Origin of the sequence: Enterobacteriaceae endosymbiont of Plateumaris rustica (assembly GCF_012562965.1) — a bacterium.
GTDB lineage: Bacteria > Pseudomonadota > Gammaproteobacteria > Enterobacterales > Enterobacteriaceae.
In genome coordinates this window covers 153,360-171,885 of the sequence record NZ_CP046228.1, presented here as the reverse complement: position 1 = coordinate 171,885, position 18,526 = coordinate 153,360, and the positions used below count along the sequence as shown (strand labels likewise).

Sequence of the window (18,526 nt, the reverse complement as noted above, 5' to 3'; positions counted from 1 at the left end):
AATTATGAGAAATTTTTTTTTATAGTACCCTTAGGTACAATTGCAATAATAAAATCTTTTCTAATAATAATTTGATTATTATTATTTATTAAAATAGTAATATATCCATAATCTGAAATTTTAACAATTTTACCAATAATTCCTCCAGTTGTTAATATTTCATCTCCATTTGATAAAGAATCTATTAATTTTTTTTTTTCTTTATCTTTTTTATTTTGAGGTTTAATTATAATAAAATAACATATTATACCAAAAATTAAAATCATAATAAATAAAGAAATAATATTATCTTTAGAATGTATTCCATTATTAGTAGCTGCTTCTATGTTAGAAATAAAAAAATTCATTTAGTTTATTCCTTACTTTAATAATTAAAATTATAATTATTTTTATATTTTAAAATAATTAATTGAATCATAACTGATTATTATATAAAATAACATAAAAAATTATATTTTATCAAACAAAATTTTAGGAAATTATTATGGTTTTAGTCACAAAAAAAGCACCTGATTTTAATGCTTCAGCTGTTTTAAGTAATGGTTCAATTATTGATAATTTTAATTTTATAGAATTTTCTAAAAATAAAATTACTGTTATATTTTTTTGGCCTTTGGATTTTACATTTGTTTGTCCATCTGAAATAATATCATTTAATAATCATTATAATGATTTTAATAAAAGAAATGTAAAAATTTTAGGTATTTCATGTGATTCACAATTTACTCATAGCGCATGGCGTAATACTCCTATTCAAAAGGGAGGTATTGGAAAAATAAAATTTGTAATAGTATCTGATTTAAAAAAAGAAATTCAAAAAAAATATGGTATTGAACATCCTGAATTAAGTATTGCATTAAGAGCTTCATTTTTAATAGATAAAAAAGGAATTATAAGACATCAATCAATAAATGATTTACCATTTGGTAGAAATATTAATGAAATAATAAGAATGATTGATGCTTTAAAACATTATGAAAAATATGGTGAAGTATGTCCTGCTCAATGGAAAAAAGGTAAAAAAAGCATAATACCTACATCAATAGGTATTTCTGATTATTTAACTAATAATATAAATGAATTAAATTAATTTTTCATAAACATCAGCACATTGTGCACGAAAACGTAATAAATGATCTAATAGTGTTATTGCTACCATTGCTTCTCCTATAGGTACTGCTCTTATTCCAACACAAGGATCATGTCTTCCTTGTGTTGTACATTGAACTTCATTATTATTTATATCTATTGTTTTTCCTATAGTAGAAATACTAGAAGTAGGTTTTATTGCAAAATTAATAATAATATTTTGTCCTGTACTAATACCTCCCAAAATACCTCCAGAATGATTACTTTGAAATCCATTAGATCTAATCTCATCACGGTAATCACTACCAAGTGTATTTATACATTTAAATCCATCACCTATTTCTATTCCTTTAACAGCATTTATACTCATTAAAGAATGAGCTAAATCTGCATCTAATTTATCAAAAACTGGTTCACCTAACCCTACTGGAATATTTTCTACAATAATAGTAATTTTAGCTCCTATGGAATTACCTATTTTTTTTAAATTATTTATCATATTTTTTAAGTTTTGTACTTGATCAACATTAGGACAAAAAAAAGGATTTTTATTTACTTCAGACCAACTTTTAAAATTGCAAATTATGTTACCCATTTGTGATAGATAACCTCTTATTTTAGTATTAAATTTTATTAATAAATATTTTTTTGCAATTGCACCAGCAGCAACTCGCATAGTTGTTTCTCTTGCCGAAGAACGTCCGCCACCTCTATAATCTCTTATACCGTATTTTTTTTCATAAGTATAATCAGCATGTCCAGGACGAAATATATTTTTAATATTATTATAATCTTGTGATCTTTGATCCAAATTTTTAATCATAAGACCAATACTTGTTCCAGTAGTTAAACCATTGAATATTCCAGACATAATTTTAATTTTATCTAATTCTTTTCTTTGAGATGTATATTTTGAATTTCCTGGTTTTCTTTTATCCAAATCTTTTTGTAAATCATTTTCTTCTAAAGGGATACCAGGTGGAACCCCATCTACAATACATCCTAAAGAAATTCCATGAGACTCACCATATGTAGTTACACGAAATATTTTTCCAATACTATTACCTGACATATTTTTACTTTTTCCTCTTTATTTTTCTTATTTTTTCTATTGTATTACGATTTATTTTAAATATACCTATACCTCCATTTTCCATTTTTAACCATTTAAACTTTATAAAATGATATTTTTTTATTATATATTTCATTTGATTACCAACTTCACAAATCAAAATACCGTGTTTTTTAAGGTAAAAAAAAGAATTCAATAAAATTTTATTAATAATATCTAGTCCATAATCCTCAGATATTAATCCTAATTGAGGTTCATATAAATATTCTTTAGGTAAATATTTAATTTCTTTTTTATTAACATAAGGTGGATTAGTTATTATTAAATCATAACAATGAAAAATATATAATTTATCAAACAAATTACTATGAATAGGAGTGATACGGTTTTCTAAACCATGTAATTTAATATTATGTTTAGTAACATTGATAGCATCTAAAGAAATATCTATAGCATCTATATTAGAATTAGGAAATAAATATGCACATGCAATAGCAATACATCCACTACCAGTACATAAATCTAATATATTTTTAGGAATAAATTCTAATTTTAATCCATTAGATTTAAATTTATTATTAATTAATTCTGATATTGGTGATCTAGGAATCAATACTCTTTGATCAATATATAACTCATGTCCACAAAACCAAGTTTTATTAGTTAAATATACTACAGGTATTCTATTTTTTATTCTTTTATATACTAATTGAAATATTAATTTACGTTTTTGAAAGGTTAATTTTGTATTATATACATAATTCCATACATAAGGTGATAATCCTAATATAGGTAATATTAATTGAATAGATTCATCTAAAGGATTATCAGTACCATGTCCATACCATATATTAGATATGCTAAAACAATTAGTAGCCCAACGAACCATATCTATAATAGATAATAATTTATTTAAATTATCTATTTTAAGAAGATTTTTTAAATTCATATTTATAAAAATAAATATTAAAAATTATATAATAAAGAATAATTAAAATTTACAATTATATAAATAAAATTACAAATAATTTAATAAAATATCTTTATTAATAAAAAAATTACTAATTATTTTACTCCCCTGACTGGATTCGAACCAGTGACATACGGATTAACAGTCCGCCGTTCTACCAACTGAACTACAGAGGATTATCAAAATACGAGTTGATTGTATTATTAATAATATATTATTGTCAAGATAATTATAAAAAAATATTATATTTTTTATATATTAAATAAATATAATAAATAATTATATGTTATAATAAGTTCGTATTTTAAAAAATTATACCGAAGTGGCGAAATAGGTAAACGCAGTTGATTCAAAATCAATTATCATTTTATGATATATCGGTTCAAATCCGATCTTCGGTAATTTTATTAAAGGTTTATTATGTTTTTTTGTAATAGAATATCTAATTCTAAATTAAGAAAAAGAATATTTAAAAAAAATGAAGAAAGAAAAGTATTATCTTTTTATAAATATTTTTTTATAAAAGATCCACTATTATTACGTAATAATATTTATATTTTATTTAATTCTTTAGATATTCTTGGTAGAATATATGTTTCTCATGAAGGAATAAATGCACAAATTAGTGTTCCTTGTTATTTTTATAAAATAATGAAATTTTTTTTATATAAATTAAGTACTAAATTAAAAAATTTATATATAAATTTAGCAATAGAACATAAAAGTAATGCTTTTTGGGTTTTAAGAGTTATACATAAAAAAAATATTTTAAATGATGGTATAAAAAATTTTGATTTTTTAAATTTTATAATTGTTGGAAAATATCTAAATGCTTATGAAGTGAATAAAATGATTGATAGTAATAATACTATTCTTATTGATATAAGAAATTATTATGAATATGAAATAGGTCATTTTAATAATGCTATTATATTTGAATCATCAAATAATTTTCGAGAACAAATGTCAATGTTATTATATAATTTACAAAAATATCAAAATAAAAATATTATTTTATATTGTACTGGAGGTATTCGTTGTGAAAAAGCCACTTCTTGGTTAATATATAATAATATTAAAAATGTTTTTCATATTAAAGGTGGTATTATTGGTTATATTAATGATGCTAAAAAAAATAATTTACCTATTAAATTTAAAGGAAAAAATTTTGTTTTTGATAATAGAATGGGAGAATCAATTACTAAAGATATTATCTCACATTGTTATCAATGTAAAAATTTTTATGATATTCATACTAATTGTAAAAATAATTTTTGTCATTTATTATTTATTCAATGTCCTTTATGTAAAAAAAAATATTCTAATTGTTGTAGTGAAAAATGTAAAAATATTTATCTTAAATAAACAATTATTTTTAATTAGATATTTTTTATAAATTTTTTAATTTTTGAAAATAAATTTCATATTCTTTATTAATATTATCTCCTATATCATTTTGCCATTCACCTTTTTTAATTATTTTATCATTTGGATATAGTGTATTATCATTAATTATATTTTTAGGTAATAATTTTTTTGCTGCTAAATTAGGAGTAGAATATCCAGTTATTTGTGCTACTTGAGCTGATATTTTAGCTTGTAATAAAAAATTAATTAATTTTAATGCTCCTTCTACATTTTTTGCATTTGAAGGAATAGCAAAACTATCCATCCAAAAAATTCCACCTTCTTTAGGCCAAATAATTTTTAAAGGAATACCTAATTTTTTAACTGCATATGCAGATCCATTCCATATCATTCCTATAAGAGCTTCTCCTTCTATAAAAGGAATTCCAGGATTATCTGAATTAAATGTAATAATATTAGGCATTAATTTTTTTAATTCTTTAAATGCATCTTTAATATGATTTAAATTAGTATCATTACCTGAATATCCTAATTTCATAAGTGCCATTTGAAAAACTTCTCTAGCATCATTAACTAATGAAATAGAATTTTTATATTTAGAATTCCATAAATCGTTCCAACTATTTATATGATTTAAATTTATTTCATTATTATTTATAGCAATAACTGTAGCACCCCATATATATGGAATTGAATAATCATTATTAGGATCAAAAGATTTATTTAAAAATTTAGGATCTAAATTAATAAAATTTGTTAATTTTTTTTTATCAATTTTTTGTAACATTCCTTCATTTCTCATTTTAGCTATAAAATATGTAGATGGTACAATTAAATCGTAAGATTCTTTTTTGTAAGTTTTTAACTTTGTATACATACTTTCATTTGATTCATATGTCGAATAAATAACTTTAATTCCAGTTTCTTTAGTAAATTCTTCTAATAAACCAGAAGGAACATATTCTGTCCAATTATAAAAAATAACTGTATTATTAGTATCTGCATGTAAATATTTAATTTGTATATTTAATAGAAAAAAAATAAATATTAATTTTATTAAAAAAAACATATAAAACCCTTTATTAAGAAAAAATATTTTATAATTTTATTGCTATAGCTTCTATTTCAATTTTTGCATTTTTGGGTAAACGAGATACTTCTATACAAGTTCTAGCAGGATAATAAGAATCATTTTCAATAAAAAAATTTTTATATACATTATTAATAATATTAAAATCATCTAAATTTATTAAAAATATTGTAGTTTTTACTATATTTTTAACAGGACAATTTGCTTGATTGATAATATATTTAATATTATTTAAAACTTGAAGAGTTTGTTTTTTTATATTATTACTTTCAATTTTTTTACTTATAGGATTAATAGGTATTTGTCCTGAAGTAATAATAATATTATTAAATATTATTCCTTGTACATATGGTCCTATAGGTATAGGAGCACTTTTAGTATAAATTATATTATTCATAAAAATTAACCTTTAAAAAATTTATATTATTTTAAATAAATATTTCATAAAGTTATTATTAATATAACTTTATTATAGTTTTGAATAAATTATTATTTATTTAAAAAATAATTAAATAATTATTTATTATATCTATAAAAATATAATTTAATATTTACTTTTTAATAAAGTTAATAATATTATAGCTTTAATAACATGGAGTTTATTTTCCGATTGTTTAAAAATAATACTATTTTTAGACTCAAAAATATCATCTGTAATTTCTAATCCATTAAATAAATTATATTTAGATATAATTTCGTTACTAAAATATTTTTTATAATGATGATATAAGTGTAATGATGGTAAACAATGCATAATTTTTATATTTTTATTTTTAGTTTTTAATAATAATTCTTTATTTATTTGATAAATATGTAAATCATGAATTCTTTTTTCCCATATTTTAGATGATTCTCCCATTGATAACCAAACATCAGTATAAATAAAATCAGCATTATTAACTCCATCATCAATATTATCAGTTAAATAAATTTTATTTTTATTTAATGATAAATTATTGAAAAATTTGTACTTAGGCCATAATTTTTTTGGTGATACTAAATTTAAATTAAATCCAATAATTAAAGCTGCTTCTATAAGACTATTAGCAATATTATTATTTATATCTCCTATATATGATAATAAAATTTTATCTAAAGATTTATTTATTAAATATTCTTGAATTGTTAATAAATCTGCTAATATTTGAATGGGATGAAATTTTTTTGTCAAAGCATTCCAAACAGGAATTCCTGCATATTGTGATAAAATTTCTATATCTTTTTGATTTTTTCCTCGAAATACGATTCCATCATAAATTTGACCTAATATACGAGCAGTATCTTTAATAGATTCTTTATATCCTATATGACTATTATATTTATTTAAATAAGTTATTTTAGCATTTTGATCATAACATGCTATTTCAAAAGAACATCTTGTTCTAGTTGATTCTTTTTCAAAAATTAAAACAATATTTTTATTATTTAATTTTTTAATTTCTTTATTTTTTTTTTTATCATTTTTAAGTTTAGAAGAAATATCGAGTATTTCATAAATTTCTTTTTTAGAAAAATCTGATAACTTTAAAAAATGACGTTTATAAAACTGATTCATAATAATTACCTACAGATAAAATTTATTTTTAATATATAAAAATTATTTTTTAAAAAATTATAATGTTAAAATTAATTTTTGTTTTTTAATTAATTTTTCTTCTATTTTTTTATATTTTTTTAATTTTTTAATATTATTTTCAATAATATTTTTAGGTGCTTTTTCAAAAAAATTTTTATTATTAATAATTTTATTTAAATAATTTATTGATTGTTTATTATTTTTTAATTCTTTATTAATTTTATCTAATACATATTTTTTATTAATTAAATTATTATTTATAGGAATTGACAGTTTAATATCATCTATTTTTGTTATAAATGATAATTTAGGAAACAATTCTTTTTGTGATATAAAAAAAATTTGATCAATTTTTAAAAAATTTTTTAATAAATCTATATTTTTTTTAAAAAATAAAAAAATTTCTTCATTATTACTTTTGAAATAAAGATTAATTTTTTGATTGCTTTTTATGTACATTTCAATTTTTATTTTACGAATAATAGTAATTATTTTAATAAAAATATTAAAAAATTGTACAGCTTTATTATCTATTTTATTTTGAGAAAATTTTGGAAAAGATTGTATCATAATACTATTTTTATATTTTTTTTGATTTTTTTTTATTTTTTGCCATATTATTTCAGTTATAAAAGGAATAATAGGATGAGCAAGTTTTAATAATGATTCAAAAATATTATATAGAGTAAAATATGTATTTATACATTTAATTTGGTTTTTATTTTTAAAAATTATTTTTGCATATTCTAAATACCAATCACAGAATTTATTCCATATAAAATTATATAAAATATTACTAGCTTGATCAAAACGATATTTATTTAATGAATTTGAATATGATTTTATTACTACATTATATTCACTAATAATCCATTTATCAATAATAGATAATTTTTCTTTATTATAAATTGACTTAAATTTTATATTTTTTAAAATAAAAATACTAGCATTCCAAAGTTTATTACAAAAATTATGATAACCATCTAAACGAGATGTATCCCAGTATATATCTCTACCAGTAGAAGATAATGCAGCTAATGTAAATCTTAAAGAATCTGTTCCATAACTTTTACTACCATTAGGAAATTGTTTTTTTGTATAATTTTTAATTAATTCTATATATTTTTTTTCCGTTATATTATTGACTCTTTTTTTTAATAGCTTAGAAAATGAAATACCATCAATAATATCAATTGGATCAATAACATTTCCTTTTGATTTTGACATCTTTTCTCCCTTTTCATCTCTAATTAATCCAGTCATTAAAACATTTTTAAATGGAATTTGTGGAGTATTATCTTTATTTTTTACAAAATGCATTGTCATCATAATCATTCTAGATATCCAAAAAAATATGATATCAAAACCACTAACAATAACATTAGTTGGATGAAACATATAAAATTCTTGTGTATAATTTGGCCAATCTAAAGTAATAAAAGTCCATAAACTAGATGAAAACCAAGTATCTAATACATTTTTATCTTGTTTTATAGCAAAATTTGTTTTTAAATTATATTTTATACGTATTTCTTTTTCATTTTTACCTACATAAATTTTTTTGTTAATATCATACCATATTGGTATTTTATGACCCCACCATAATTGACGAGATATACACCAATCTTGAATATTTTCCATCCAAGAATAAAACATATTTTCATAATTTTGAGGAAAAAATTTAATCTGTTTATTTTTAACTGCATTTATTGCTATTGTAGCTAGTTTTTTAATATTTAAATACCATTGACTAGTTAATATAGGTTGAATTATAGTATTACTACGAGAACTATATGGTATTAATATTAATTTTTGTTTATATAATTCAAGTAATTTACTTTTTTTAATCATATTAATAATAATTTTTCTTGCTGTTATATAATGTAAATCATGAAATATGTCAGGTATATTATTAGAATATATTGTTATTTTTTTACCATTAATATCAAATACTTGACATTTTTTTAAAATATTACCATATTTATTAAATATGTTAATTAAAGGTAAATTATTTCTTAAAGCTACTTGATAATCATCAAAATCATGTGCTGGACTTATTTTTACACATCCAGTACCTTTATTTATATTTGCATGATTATCTCCAATAATAGGTATTTTTCTATTAATTAATGGTACTATTGCAAACTTTCCTATTAAATTAGAATAACGTTTATCTAATGGATTAACAGCTATAGCTGTATCAGCTAATAACGTTTCTGGTCTGGTAGTAGATATGACCAAATATTTTTTACCATCTAATGTTTTTATATTATTTTCTAATTTATAACGAATGTTGCAAACATAGGTATTAAATTCTTTGTGTTCTACTTCTAAATCAGATATTGCAGTATTAAGTTTTAAATCCCAATGTGTTAATCTTTTTTTTTTATATATTAATCCTTCTTCATAAAGAGATATAAAAATAATTTTTACAGATTCAGAAAAATGATGGTCCATTGTAAATCTTTTACGATCCCAATCGGCAGACAAACCTAATCTACGCATTTGATTAAATATTATATTACAATATTTTTTTTTCCATTTCCAAACTTCATTTAAAAATTTTTTTTTATCATATTTATATTTAATTTTATTATTTTTTATAAAAAATTTTTGTTCTATCATACTTTGAGTAGCAATACCGGCATGATCAGTACCCACTTGACATAAAACATTTTTTCCTAACATACGTTGATAACGTATTATTATATCAATTAAAATATATTGTAATGCATGTCCCATATGTAAAGAACCAGTAATATTAGGAGGTGGAACCATAATAGAAAAATTTTTTTTTGATTTATCTATTAAATATTTAAAATATCTATTATTTTCCCAATAACAATAAATTTTTTTTTCAAATTCTTTAGGATTATATATTTTATCCATTGTTAAATGATATCCTATTATATAAAATTATTTATAATATTAATTATTATAATTTGAATAATTTAATAAAAATTGACATAACATATTAACAGGTCTACCAGAAGCAAAAGCTTTATTATTTTCATTGTAGTTCCATGCTGTACCTGCAATATCTATATGAGCCCATTTATATTTTTTAGTAAATTTAGATAAAAAACATGCAGCTGTAATAGCTCCACCAGCATTAGAATTTCCAGTATTTCTTATATCAGCAATATCTGATTTTAATTCATTATAATAATTTTTATCATTAATAGGTAATTCCCAAACTCTATCATCTACATCTAATGACGCTTTTATTATATTTTTTGATAAATCTAAATTATTAGACATAAATCCACTGATATTATTTCCTAATGCTACAACACAAGCTCCTGTCAATGTTGCAATATCAATGACTATTGAAGGATTAAATTGGTTTATATATGTTAATACATCACATAAAACTAATCTTCCTTCTGCATCAGTATTTATTACTTCAACTGTTTTTCCTGACATTGTTTTAATAATATCACCAGGGCGAAATGAATTACTATCAGGCATATTTTCACATGCTGCAATAATACCTATAATTTTAAGAGGTAATTTTAATTTAGATATAAAATTTATTACTCCATATATGCATGCTGCACCACACATATCATATTTCATTTCATCCATATTTAAACTTGGTTTTAAAGATATTCCTCCTGAATCAAAAGTCAAACCTTTACCTATTAAAATTATAGGTTGACTATGATCAAATAAATTATCATATTTAATAACAGACATTATTGATTTATTTTTAGAACCATTACCTACAGCTAAGTAAGCATTCATACCTAAATTTTTCATTTCTGTTTCATCAATAATTTTTACTGAAATATTTTTTTTATATTTTTTAGATAATTTATATGTTTTTAAAGATAAATATTCAGGATTACATATATTAGGAGGTAAATTTGCAAGATTTTTAGTTTTTATCATTCCAATATTAATTGCTTTAGCATGTATAATTGCTTTTTGAGATTTTTGAATATTATTATTATTTATATTAAATTTTATAATAGACAATGTATATTTTTTAATTTTTTTAAATTTATCAAAAGTATAAATATTTTCTTCAATGATTTTTATTGTATCTCTTATATTCCAATATATATTAATATTTTTAATTATTAAATCTGTTAAACACCAAAAAACATCTTTTATATTAATTGCTTTAATTTGATTTATTACTTTTTTAATAATAATTTTGTTTTTTTCTCTATTAAATTTTTCTTTCATACCACAACCAATAATTAATATTTTTTTTATTAAAATATTAGGTACTTCATATAACATTATTATTTGATTAATTTTTCCTTTAAAATTATTATTTTTTAAAATTTTTAATATATAATTATCAGATATTTTATTTAAAATATCTGCAATATAAGATAACTGATATTTTTCAAAAATTCCAATAACTATACAATCTGATTTATATTTTTTTGATAAATTTATTTTTTCTATTAAATATTCCATTATTGTTCTCTAAATAAATTAAATATATTATATTACACATATAATATAAAATTGTTAATATATATAATATTAAAAATATACAATAATACATTTAAATAATATTATTAATAATATTATACAATACAAATGATATTTAATTTTAACAAAATATAAAATTTTTAAAAAAATTTTACATTTAGACCTTGATGCTTTGAGATGAGTCCCCATTTTCTTTTCATCAAGGACTATGATTTTTAAAATATTAGTATTCTAATATTTAGTTTATTAAATTATTTATATAAATAAATAATAATTTATAGGAGAGTATTGTTAAAATGAGTAAAATAATTGGTATTGATTTAGGTACAACTAATTCTTGTGTTGCTATAATAGATGGAAAAAAAGCTCGTGTATTAGAAAATGCAGAAGGTGATAGAACTACTCCTTCTATTATTGCTTATACTAAAGATGGTGAGATTTTAGTAGGTCAACCAGCTAAACGTCAAGCTATTACTAATCCACAAAATACTCTTTTTGCAATTAAAAGACTTATTGGACGTCGTTTTCAAGATGAAGAAGTACAACGTGATATAAAAATTATGCCTTATAAAATTGTAGAATCAAATAATGGTGATGCATGGTTATATGTTAAGGGAAAAAAAATAGCACCTCCACAAATTTCTGCTGAAGTATTAAAAAAAATGAAAAAGACTGCAGAAGATTTTTTAGGTACTTCGGTTAACGAAGCTGTAATTACGGTACCTGCTTATTTTAATGATGCTCAAAGACAAGCTACAAAAGATGCAGGCCGTATAGCTGGATTAGAAGTAAAACGTATTATTAATGAACCAACAGCTGCAGCTTTAGCTTATGGATTAGATAAAGGCAAAGGAAATCACACTATAGCCGTTTATGATTTAGGTGGTGGTACATTTGATATTTCTATTATTGAGATAGATGAAGTTGATGGAGAAAAAACTTTTGAAGTATTAGCAACAAATGGTGATACTCATTTAGGTGGAGAAGATTTTGATAGTCGTTTAATTAATTATTTAGTATCAGAATTTAAAAAAGATCAAGGAATTGATTTAACTAATGATCCATTAGCAATGCAACGCTTAAAAGAAACTGCAGAAAAAGCAAAAATTGAATTATCATCAACACAACAAACAGATGTAAATTTACCATATATTACTGCAGATTCTTCAGGTCCTAAACATTTAAATATTAAGGTAACAAGAGCTAAATTAGAATCTTTAGTTGAAGATTTAATTAATAAATCAATAGATCCATTAAAAATGGCTTTAAAAGATGCTCAATTATCTATTTCTGATATTAATGATGTAATTTTAGTAGGTGGTCAAACAAGAATGCCTATGGTACAAAAAAAAGTTACTGAATTTTTTGGAAAAAAACCTAGAAAAGATGTTAATCCTGATGAAGCTGTTGCAATTGGAGCTGCGGTTCAAGGTGGAGTATTAGCAGGTGATGTAAAAGATGTATTATTATTAGATGTTACTCCATTATCATTAGGAATAGAAACTATAGGAGGTATTATGACTCCTTTAATTAATAAAAATACTACTATTCCTACAAAACATAGCCAAATTTTTTCAACAGCTGAAGATAATCAATCTGCTGTTACTATTCATGTAGTTCAAGGAGAACGCAAAAGAGCAAATGATAATAAATCTTTAGGACAATTTAATTTAGATGGTATTGCTCCTGCACCTCGTGGTATTCCACAAATAGAAGTTACTTTTGATATAGATGCAGATGGCATTTTACATGTTTCTGCAAAAGATAAAAAAAGTGGTAAAGAACAAAAAATCATAATAAAAGCATCATCAGGTTTAAATGATAGAGAAGTAGAAAAAATGATAAAAGATGCAGAATTTAATGCTGAATCTGATCTTAAATTTGAGGAATTAATTAAGATACGTAATGAATCTGATCAACTTATTCATAATACAAAGAAAAAAATGATGGAAGTTGATAATAAAATTACTAAAGAAGATAAATCTCTTATTACAAATGCAATAAATGAACTTAATATATCATTAAAAAAAGAAGATAAAAATGATATACAAAAAAAAATGCAATTATTACTTAAAGTATCTAGTAAAATTTCAAATATAATGGAAAGTAATAACCAATATAAAACAAATAATATGAATAATAATAAACCTAAAAATAAAAATAATAATGTTGTAGATGCTGAATTTGAAGAAGTAAAGGATAATAAAAAATAATTACCTTCTCAATCATTAAATTATTTTCATTAATTGATTATAAAAATTATATTAATACCGTTTATATATTAAAAATAAAAAAATTTATTAATATAATAATCGGTATTAAAATTATAGGATTAAGAAAGGTAGTAATATATTATGTCAGAAAAAGATTATTATGAAATTTTAGGTATTACTAAAAATGCAAAAGATCGTGAGATTAAACAAGCATATAAACGTTTAGCTATAAAATTTCATCCAGATCGTAACCCAGGAAAAAAAGAAGCTGAAAATAAATTTAAAGAAATTAAAAAAGCTTATGAAATTTTAAGTGATAAACAAAAAAGATCTGCTTATGATCAATATGGACATTCTGCTTTTGAACAGGATAATATAAATAATACAACAGATTTTAGTGATATTTTTGGTGATGTTTTTGGAGATATTTTTGGTAATTCAAGAAATTACAAATCCAATAAAGGAAATGATTTAAAATATGCTATAAATATTTCTTTAGAAGAAGCAGTAAAAGGAGTAACCAAAGAGATTAAAGTTCCATTTTTAAAAAAATGTATTAATTGTAATGGTACTGGATCCAAAGGATCTCTCCAAAACTGTTATACTTGTAATGGCCATGGACAAATACAGATGAGACAAGGTTTTTTTACTGTACAACAAACTTGTCCTAATTGTCATGGTAGAGGTACTTTAATAAAAAATTTATGTCCTTATTGTAAAGGAAAAGGAAAAGTAGAGAAATATAAAATATTATCTATAAAAATCCCATCAGGTATTAATACTGGAGATCGTATTAGATTAAATGGAGAAGGAGATTTAGGAAATAATGGTGCACCATCCGGAGATTTATATATAGAAATAAGAATAAAAAAACATTCTCTTTTTATAAGAGAAGAAAATAATTTATTCTGTGAATTACCTGTTAATTTTTCTATAGCAGCATTAGGTGGAAATTTAGATATTCCAACATTTAATGGATTTGTAAAAATTAAAATTCCTCCAGAAACTCAAACAGGGAAAATATTTAGATTACGTAATAAAGGTATTAAATCTATAAGAGATAATATTACTGGAGATTTATTATGTAAAATTGTTGTAGAGACACCAATAAATTTAGATGATAAACAAAAAACAATATTATCTCATTTAGGAAAAACTTTTATTAAATTAGATAAATATAAAAATACTCCTAAATATCAAAAATTTTTAAAAAATATAAAAATTTTTTTTAATAATTTAAAAAATTAATTATAATAGAGGGTAAAAATATAAAAATTTTATTTTTTATCCTCTATTGTAAGATAAAAATTTTTATTTAAAATTACCATGACAAAATTTATATTTTTTTCCAGAAGAACAAGGACATAAATTATTTCTACCTATTTTATTTAATGAATAAATATTAATATCTGTTTTTTTTTTATCTGTAAAATAACGATGATCTTTTTTAGAAAAATTTAAATTATTTATAATTTTTTTACTATTTTTAATTCTGAAATTTTTTAATTGTGTTGATGATTTAATCATATTTTGTTCAGGTAATTCTATTGATATTTTACTTAAAGTAGTAATAATTTCTTTTTTTAATAAATTTAACATCAAGTTAAACATATGAAAAGATTCAATCTTATATTCTTGTTTAGGATCTTTTTGTGCATATCCTCTTAAATGAATTCCTTCTCTTAAATAATCCATAGAAGCAAGATGTTCTTTCCATAAATTATCTAATAATTGAAGCATTATACTTTTTTCAAAATTACGTATAATATCACTACTTAATATTTTTTCTTTTTTATCGTATTCTTGTTCAGAAAAACAAATTATTCTTTTAAAAAAAATTTTTTTACTAATAACTTGTGTATTATTTTTAGTAATTAATAATAATTTATTAATAGGTAAATATAAATTAAATTTCTTTTTAAAGAAATTTTCTAATTTTATTAGATTCCATTCATCTTCTAAAAAAAAATCTGATTTTATATATTTATCTATAACTTTTTTAAATACATCTTTTCGAAATTGTTTTATAATTTCTTTAATATTTACAGATTGTAATAATCTATTTCTTTGTGTATATATCGCTAAACGTTGATCATTAGCTACATTATCATACTCTAATAATTGTTTTCGTATATCAAAATTATAATTTTCTACTTTTTCTTGTGCTCTGGCAATAGCTTTATTTATCCATGGATGTTCAATAGATTCATTCTCTTTCATTCCAAATTTATACATAATCTTTGATATTTTTGTTGATGCAAAAATACGCATTAAAGGATCTTCCAGAGATATATAAAATCTTGAAGAACCACAATCACCTTGACGTCCAGAACGGCCTCTTAATTGATTATCAATTCTTCTAGATTCATGACGTTCAGTACCAATAACATATAATCCTCCTAAAGTTAAAATTTTTTTATGTTCATTTAACCAAGATATTTTTATCTTTTTTATTTGATCTTTATTTAATTTATTATTTAATTGAAATTGAATATTTCCACCTAAAACAATATCTGTTCCTCTTCCTGCCATATTAGTAGCAATAGTAACAGCATTTTTTTTTCCTGCCTGAGATATAATTTCAGCTTCTTTAGAATGTAATTTTGCATTTAAAATATTATGTTTGATACCTATTTCAGTTAACTTTTTTGAAATTAATTCTGATTTTTCTATTGAAACAGTACCAACTAACACTGGTTGTCCTTTAAAATATTTATTTTTTATATCTTGTATAATAGCTTGAATTTTTTCCTTCTCAGTAATATAAACTAAATCGGCTAAATCTTTTCTTATCATTGGTTTATTAGTTGGAATAGTAATAGTGTCTAATTTATAAATTTCTTTAAATTCAAATGCTTCTGTATTTGCAGTACCTGTCATTCCTGATAATTTAGTATATAATCTAAAATAGTTTTGAAATGTAATGGAAGCTAAAGTTTGATTTTCATTATTAATTGTTACATTTTCTTTTGCTTCTATTGCTTGATGTAAACTATCTGACCATCTTCTTCCTTTCATAAGACGACCTGTATGTTCATCTACTATAATAATTTTATTATTTTTTACTATATAATCAATATTTTTTATAAATAATTTATGAGCTCTTAAGCCAGCAATAATATGATGCATAATAATAATATTAGAGTTAGAATATAATGATTCTTCTTTTTTTATTATTTTTTTTTCTACTAAAATCTTTTCTATATAAATTAATCCATTTTCTGTTAAATAAGCTTGACGTGATTTTTCATCTATAAAAAAATGTCCTTTACCTTTGAAAGAATCGGAATCTTCTTTTTCTTGATATATTAACTTTGGAATAATTTTATTTATTTGAATATATAATTCTGAATTATCTTCGGTAGGTCCAGATATTATTAATGGAGTTCTAGCTTCATCTATAAGAATAGAATCAACTTCATCTATAATAGCATAATTTAAATTTCTTTGTACTTTATCTAAATAATTAAAAACCATATTATCTCTTAAAAAATCAAATCCAAATTCATTATTTGTACCATAAGTAATATCTGCTAAATATGATATTTTTTTTTCATTAGAAGACATACCTGATAAATTCATTCCTACAGTTAATCCTAAAAATTCAAATAATATTTTATTATTTTCTGCATCACGTTTAGCTAAATAATCATTAACAGTAACAATATGAACTCCTTTACCAGTTAAAGCATTAAGATATGCTGGTAAAGTTGCTGTTAAAGTTTTTCCTTCTCCCGTACGCATTTCAGCAACACAATTATTATTTAATACTATTCCTCCTATTAATTGAACATCAAAATGCCTCATACTAAATACTCTTTTACTTGCTTCTCTAACTACAGCAAAAGCTTCAGGTAAAATATTTTCTAATGCAATATTTTTTTGTATTTTTTTTTTAAAAAATATAGTTTTATTTTTTAATTCTAAATCAGTTAGTTTTTCAAAATTTTTTTCCAAATTATTTATAGTATTGACTATTTTTTTTATACGGCGTAAAACATGATCATTATGACTACCAAAAATTTTTGATAAAAAATTTTTTAACATATATATACTCTTAAATAAAATTTATAGTGATATTAAAATAAATATAAATTTATTGATTAAACTATTAAATAATTAATTTTAATTAATTTTATTAAAAGGATAAATACTTTTATGCGTAACAATAAATTATTATCAATTGAAAAAATATTTTATAATAAATATAATTATCCTTCTTATTCAAAAATATTTATAAAATTAAAATTACATATAAATATTTTAAAAAAAATTAATCAAATAATTAAAAATTATTTTTCAATAAAATTACATAATTTATATAATGTAAAAAATTTTAAAAATAATATTTTAATTATAGAAACAAATAATGCTAGTTCTATGATGAGATTTTTATATGAAAAATCAAATATTATATTACTTTTAAAAAAAAATGTTTTGTATTCTTTGAAAAATATACATATTGAAATTAATCCAATGTTGTCAATAAATAATACAAAAAATAAATATTTATTTAAACAAAATACTTTAAGTAAAAATAGTGCTATTTTATTACTTAATTTAGCAAAAAAAAGTCCAATAAAATTACGCTATGTCATAGAAAAATTAGCATCTTTAGCAAATTAATTTATATAATTTCTTTTAAATTTTATTACTAATTAATATTAATTTTTATTATTCTTATATAATTAAAATA

At 21.0% G+C, this 18,526-nt stretch carries 14 protein-coding genes and 2 tRNA genes; 6 read left to right on the top strand and 10 right to left on the bottom strand.

The window, feature by feature from the left end:
* Positions 1 to 2: 2 nt before the first annotated feature.
* Positions 3 to 347 carry a preprotein translocase subunit YajC gene (yajC, locus tag GJT82_RS00815; protein ID WP_168819302.1) on the bottom strand — a complete coding sequence of 115 codons (345 nt, stop codon included), beginning with the start codon at positions 345 to 347 and terminating at the stop codon, positions 3 to 5.
* A gap of 137 nt (positions 348 to 484) precedes the next feature.
* Between yajC and GJT82_RS00810 the strand changes: the two genes are divergently transcribed.
* Positions 485 to 1,090: a peroxiredoxin gene (locus GJT82_RS00810; protein ID WP_168819300.1), complete on the top strand. Its 606-nt coding sequence runs from the start codon at positions 485 to 487 to the stop codon at positions 1,088 to 1,090.
* Here GJT82_RS00810 and aroC read toward each other — a convergent pair.
* From aroC to GJT82_RS00795, 3 genes are all read right to left on the bottom strand, one after another.
* The gene (aroC, locus tag GJT82_RS00805; RefSeq protein WP_168819298.1) at positions 1,082 to 2,161 is read right to left on the bottom strand and encodes a chorismate synthase; all 1,080 of its coding nucleotides are present in this window, start codon (positions 2,159 to 2,161) and stop codon (positions 1,082 to 1,084) included. The genes GJT82_RS00810 and aroC overlap by 9 nt on opposite strands.
* A 4-nt stretch (positions 2,162 to 2,165) precedes the next feature.
* Positions 2,166 to 3,110 carry a 50S ribosomal protein L3 N(5)-glutamine methyltransferase gene (gene prmB / locus GJT82_RS00800; protein ID WP_168819288.1) on the bottom strand — a complete coding sequence of 315 codons (945 nt, stop codon included), beginning with the start codon at positions 3,108 to 3,110 and terminating at the stop codon, positions 2,166 to 2,168.
* A gap of 124 nt (positions 3,111 to 3,234) precedes the next feature.
* Positions 3,235 to 3,307: transfer RNA gene (locus GJT82_RS00795), tRNA-Asn, on the bottom strand.
* Between the two features lie 140 nt (positions 3,308 to 3,447).
* Here GJT82_RS00795 and GJT82_RS00790 point away from each other — a divergent pair.
* Together GJT82_RS00790 and trhO are read left to right on the top strand one after the other, a co-directional pair.
* Positions 3,448 to 3,532, top strand: a tRNA-Leu gene (locus tag GJT82_RS00790).
* Positions 3,533 to 3,551: 19 nt separating this feature from the next.
* Positions 3,552 to 4,496: an oxygen-dependent tRNA uridine(34) hydroxylase TrhO gene (gene trhO / locus GJT82_RS00785; RefSeq protein ID WP_168819286.1), complete on the top strand. Its 945-nt coding sequence runs from the start codon at positions 3,552 to 3,554 to the stop codon at positions 4,494 to 4,496.
* A 25-nt stretch (positions 4,497 to 4,521) separates the two neighbouring features.
* On the opposite strand, the gene GJT82_RS00780 is transcribed toward trhO, so the two are convergent.
* From GJT82_RS00780 to GJT82_RS00760, 5 genes are all read right to left on the bottom strand, one after another.
* A complete protein-coding gene (locus tag GJT82_RS00780; RefSeq protein ID WP_168819284.1) occupies positions 4,522 to 5,568 on the bottom strand; it encodes an extracellular solute-binding protein in 1,047 nt (348 codons plus the stop codon).
* A gap of 28 nt (positions 5,569 to 5,596) precedes the next feature.
* The gene (locus GJT82_RS00775; protein ID WP_168819282.1) at positions 5,597 to 5,986 is read right to left on the bottom strand and encodes a Rid family detoxifying hydrolase; all 390 of its coding nucleotides are present in this window, start codon (positions 5,984 to 5,986) and stop codon (positions 5,597 to 5,599) included.
* Positions 5,987 to 6,133: 147 nt separating this feature from the next.
* The gene (argF, locus tag GJT82_RS00770) at positions 6,134 to 7,144 is read right to left on the bottom strand and encodes an ornithine carbamoyltransferase (protein WP_168819280.1); all 1,011 of its coding nucleotides are present in this window, start codon (positions 7,142 to 7,144) and stop codon (positions 6,134 to 6,136) included.
* A 57-nt stretch (positions 7,145 to 7,201) separates the two neighbouring features.
* Positions 7,202 to 10,054: a valine--tRNA ligase gene (locus GJT82_RS00765; protein ID WP_168819278.1), complete on the bottom strand. Its 2,853-nt coding sequence runs from the start codon at positions 10,052 to 10,054 to the stop codon at positions 7,202 to 7,204.
* A 39-nt stretch (positions 10,055 to 10,093) separates the two neighbouring features.
* The gene (locus GJT82_RS00760) at positions 10,094 to 11,599 is read right to left on the bottom strand and encodes a leucyl aminopeptidase (protein ID WP_168819268.1); all 1,506 of its coding nucleotides are present in this window, start codon (positions 11,597 to 11,599) and stop codon (positions 10,094 to 10,096) included.
* 314 nt (positions 11,600 to 11,913) lie between these two features.
* On the opposite strand from GJT82_RS00760, the gene dnaK reads away from it, so the two are divergent.
* A complete protein-coding gene (gene dnaK / locus GJT82_RS00755; RefSeq protein WP_168819266.1) occupies positions 11,914 to 13,830 on the top strand; it encodes a molecular chaperone DnaK in 1,917 nt (638 codons plus the stop codon).
* A gap of 141 nt (positions 13,831 to 13,971) precedes the next feature.
* On the top strand, positions 13,972 to 15,078 hold the full coding sequence (gene dnaJ, locus GJT82_RS00750) for a molecular chaperone DnaJ (protein ID WP_168819264.1): 1,107 nt from the start codon (positions 13,972 to 13,974) through the stop codon (positions 15,076 to 15,078).
* A gap of 63 nt (positions 15,079 to 15,141) precedes the next feature.
* On the opposite strand, the gene secA is transcribed toward dnaJ, so the two are convergent.
* Positions 15,142 to 17,877: a preprotein translocase subunit SecA gene (secA, locus tag GJT82_RS00745; RefSeq protein WP_168819262.1), complete on the bottom strand. Its 2,736-nt coding sequence runs from the start codon at positions 17,875 to 17,877 to the stop codon at positions 15,142 to 15,144.
* A 111-nt stretch (positions 17,878 to 17,988) separates the two neighbouring features.
* Between secA and GJT82_RS00740 the strand changes: the two genes are divergently transcribed.
* Entirely contained in the window at positions 17,989 to 18,456 is a 468-nt protein-coding gene (locus GJT82_RS00740; protein ID WP_168819252.1) for a hypothetical protein, read from the top strand.
* The last annotated feature ends 70 nt before the right edge of the window (positions 18,457 to 18,526 follow it).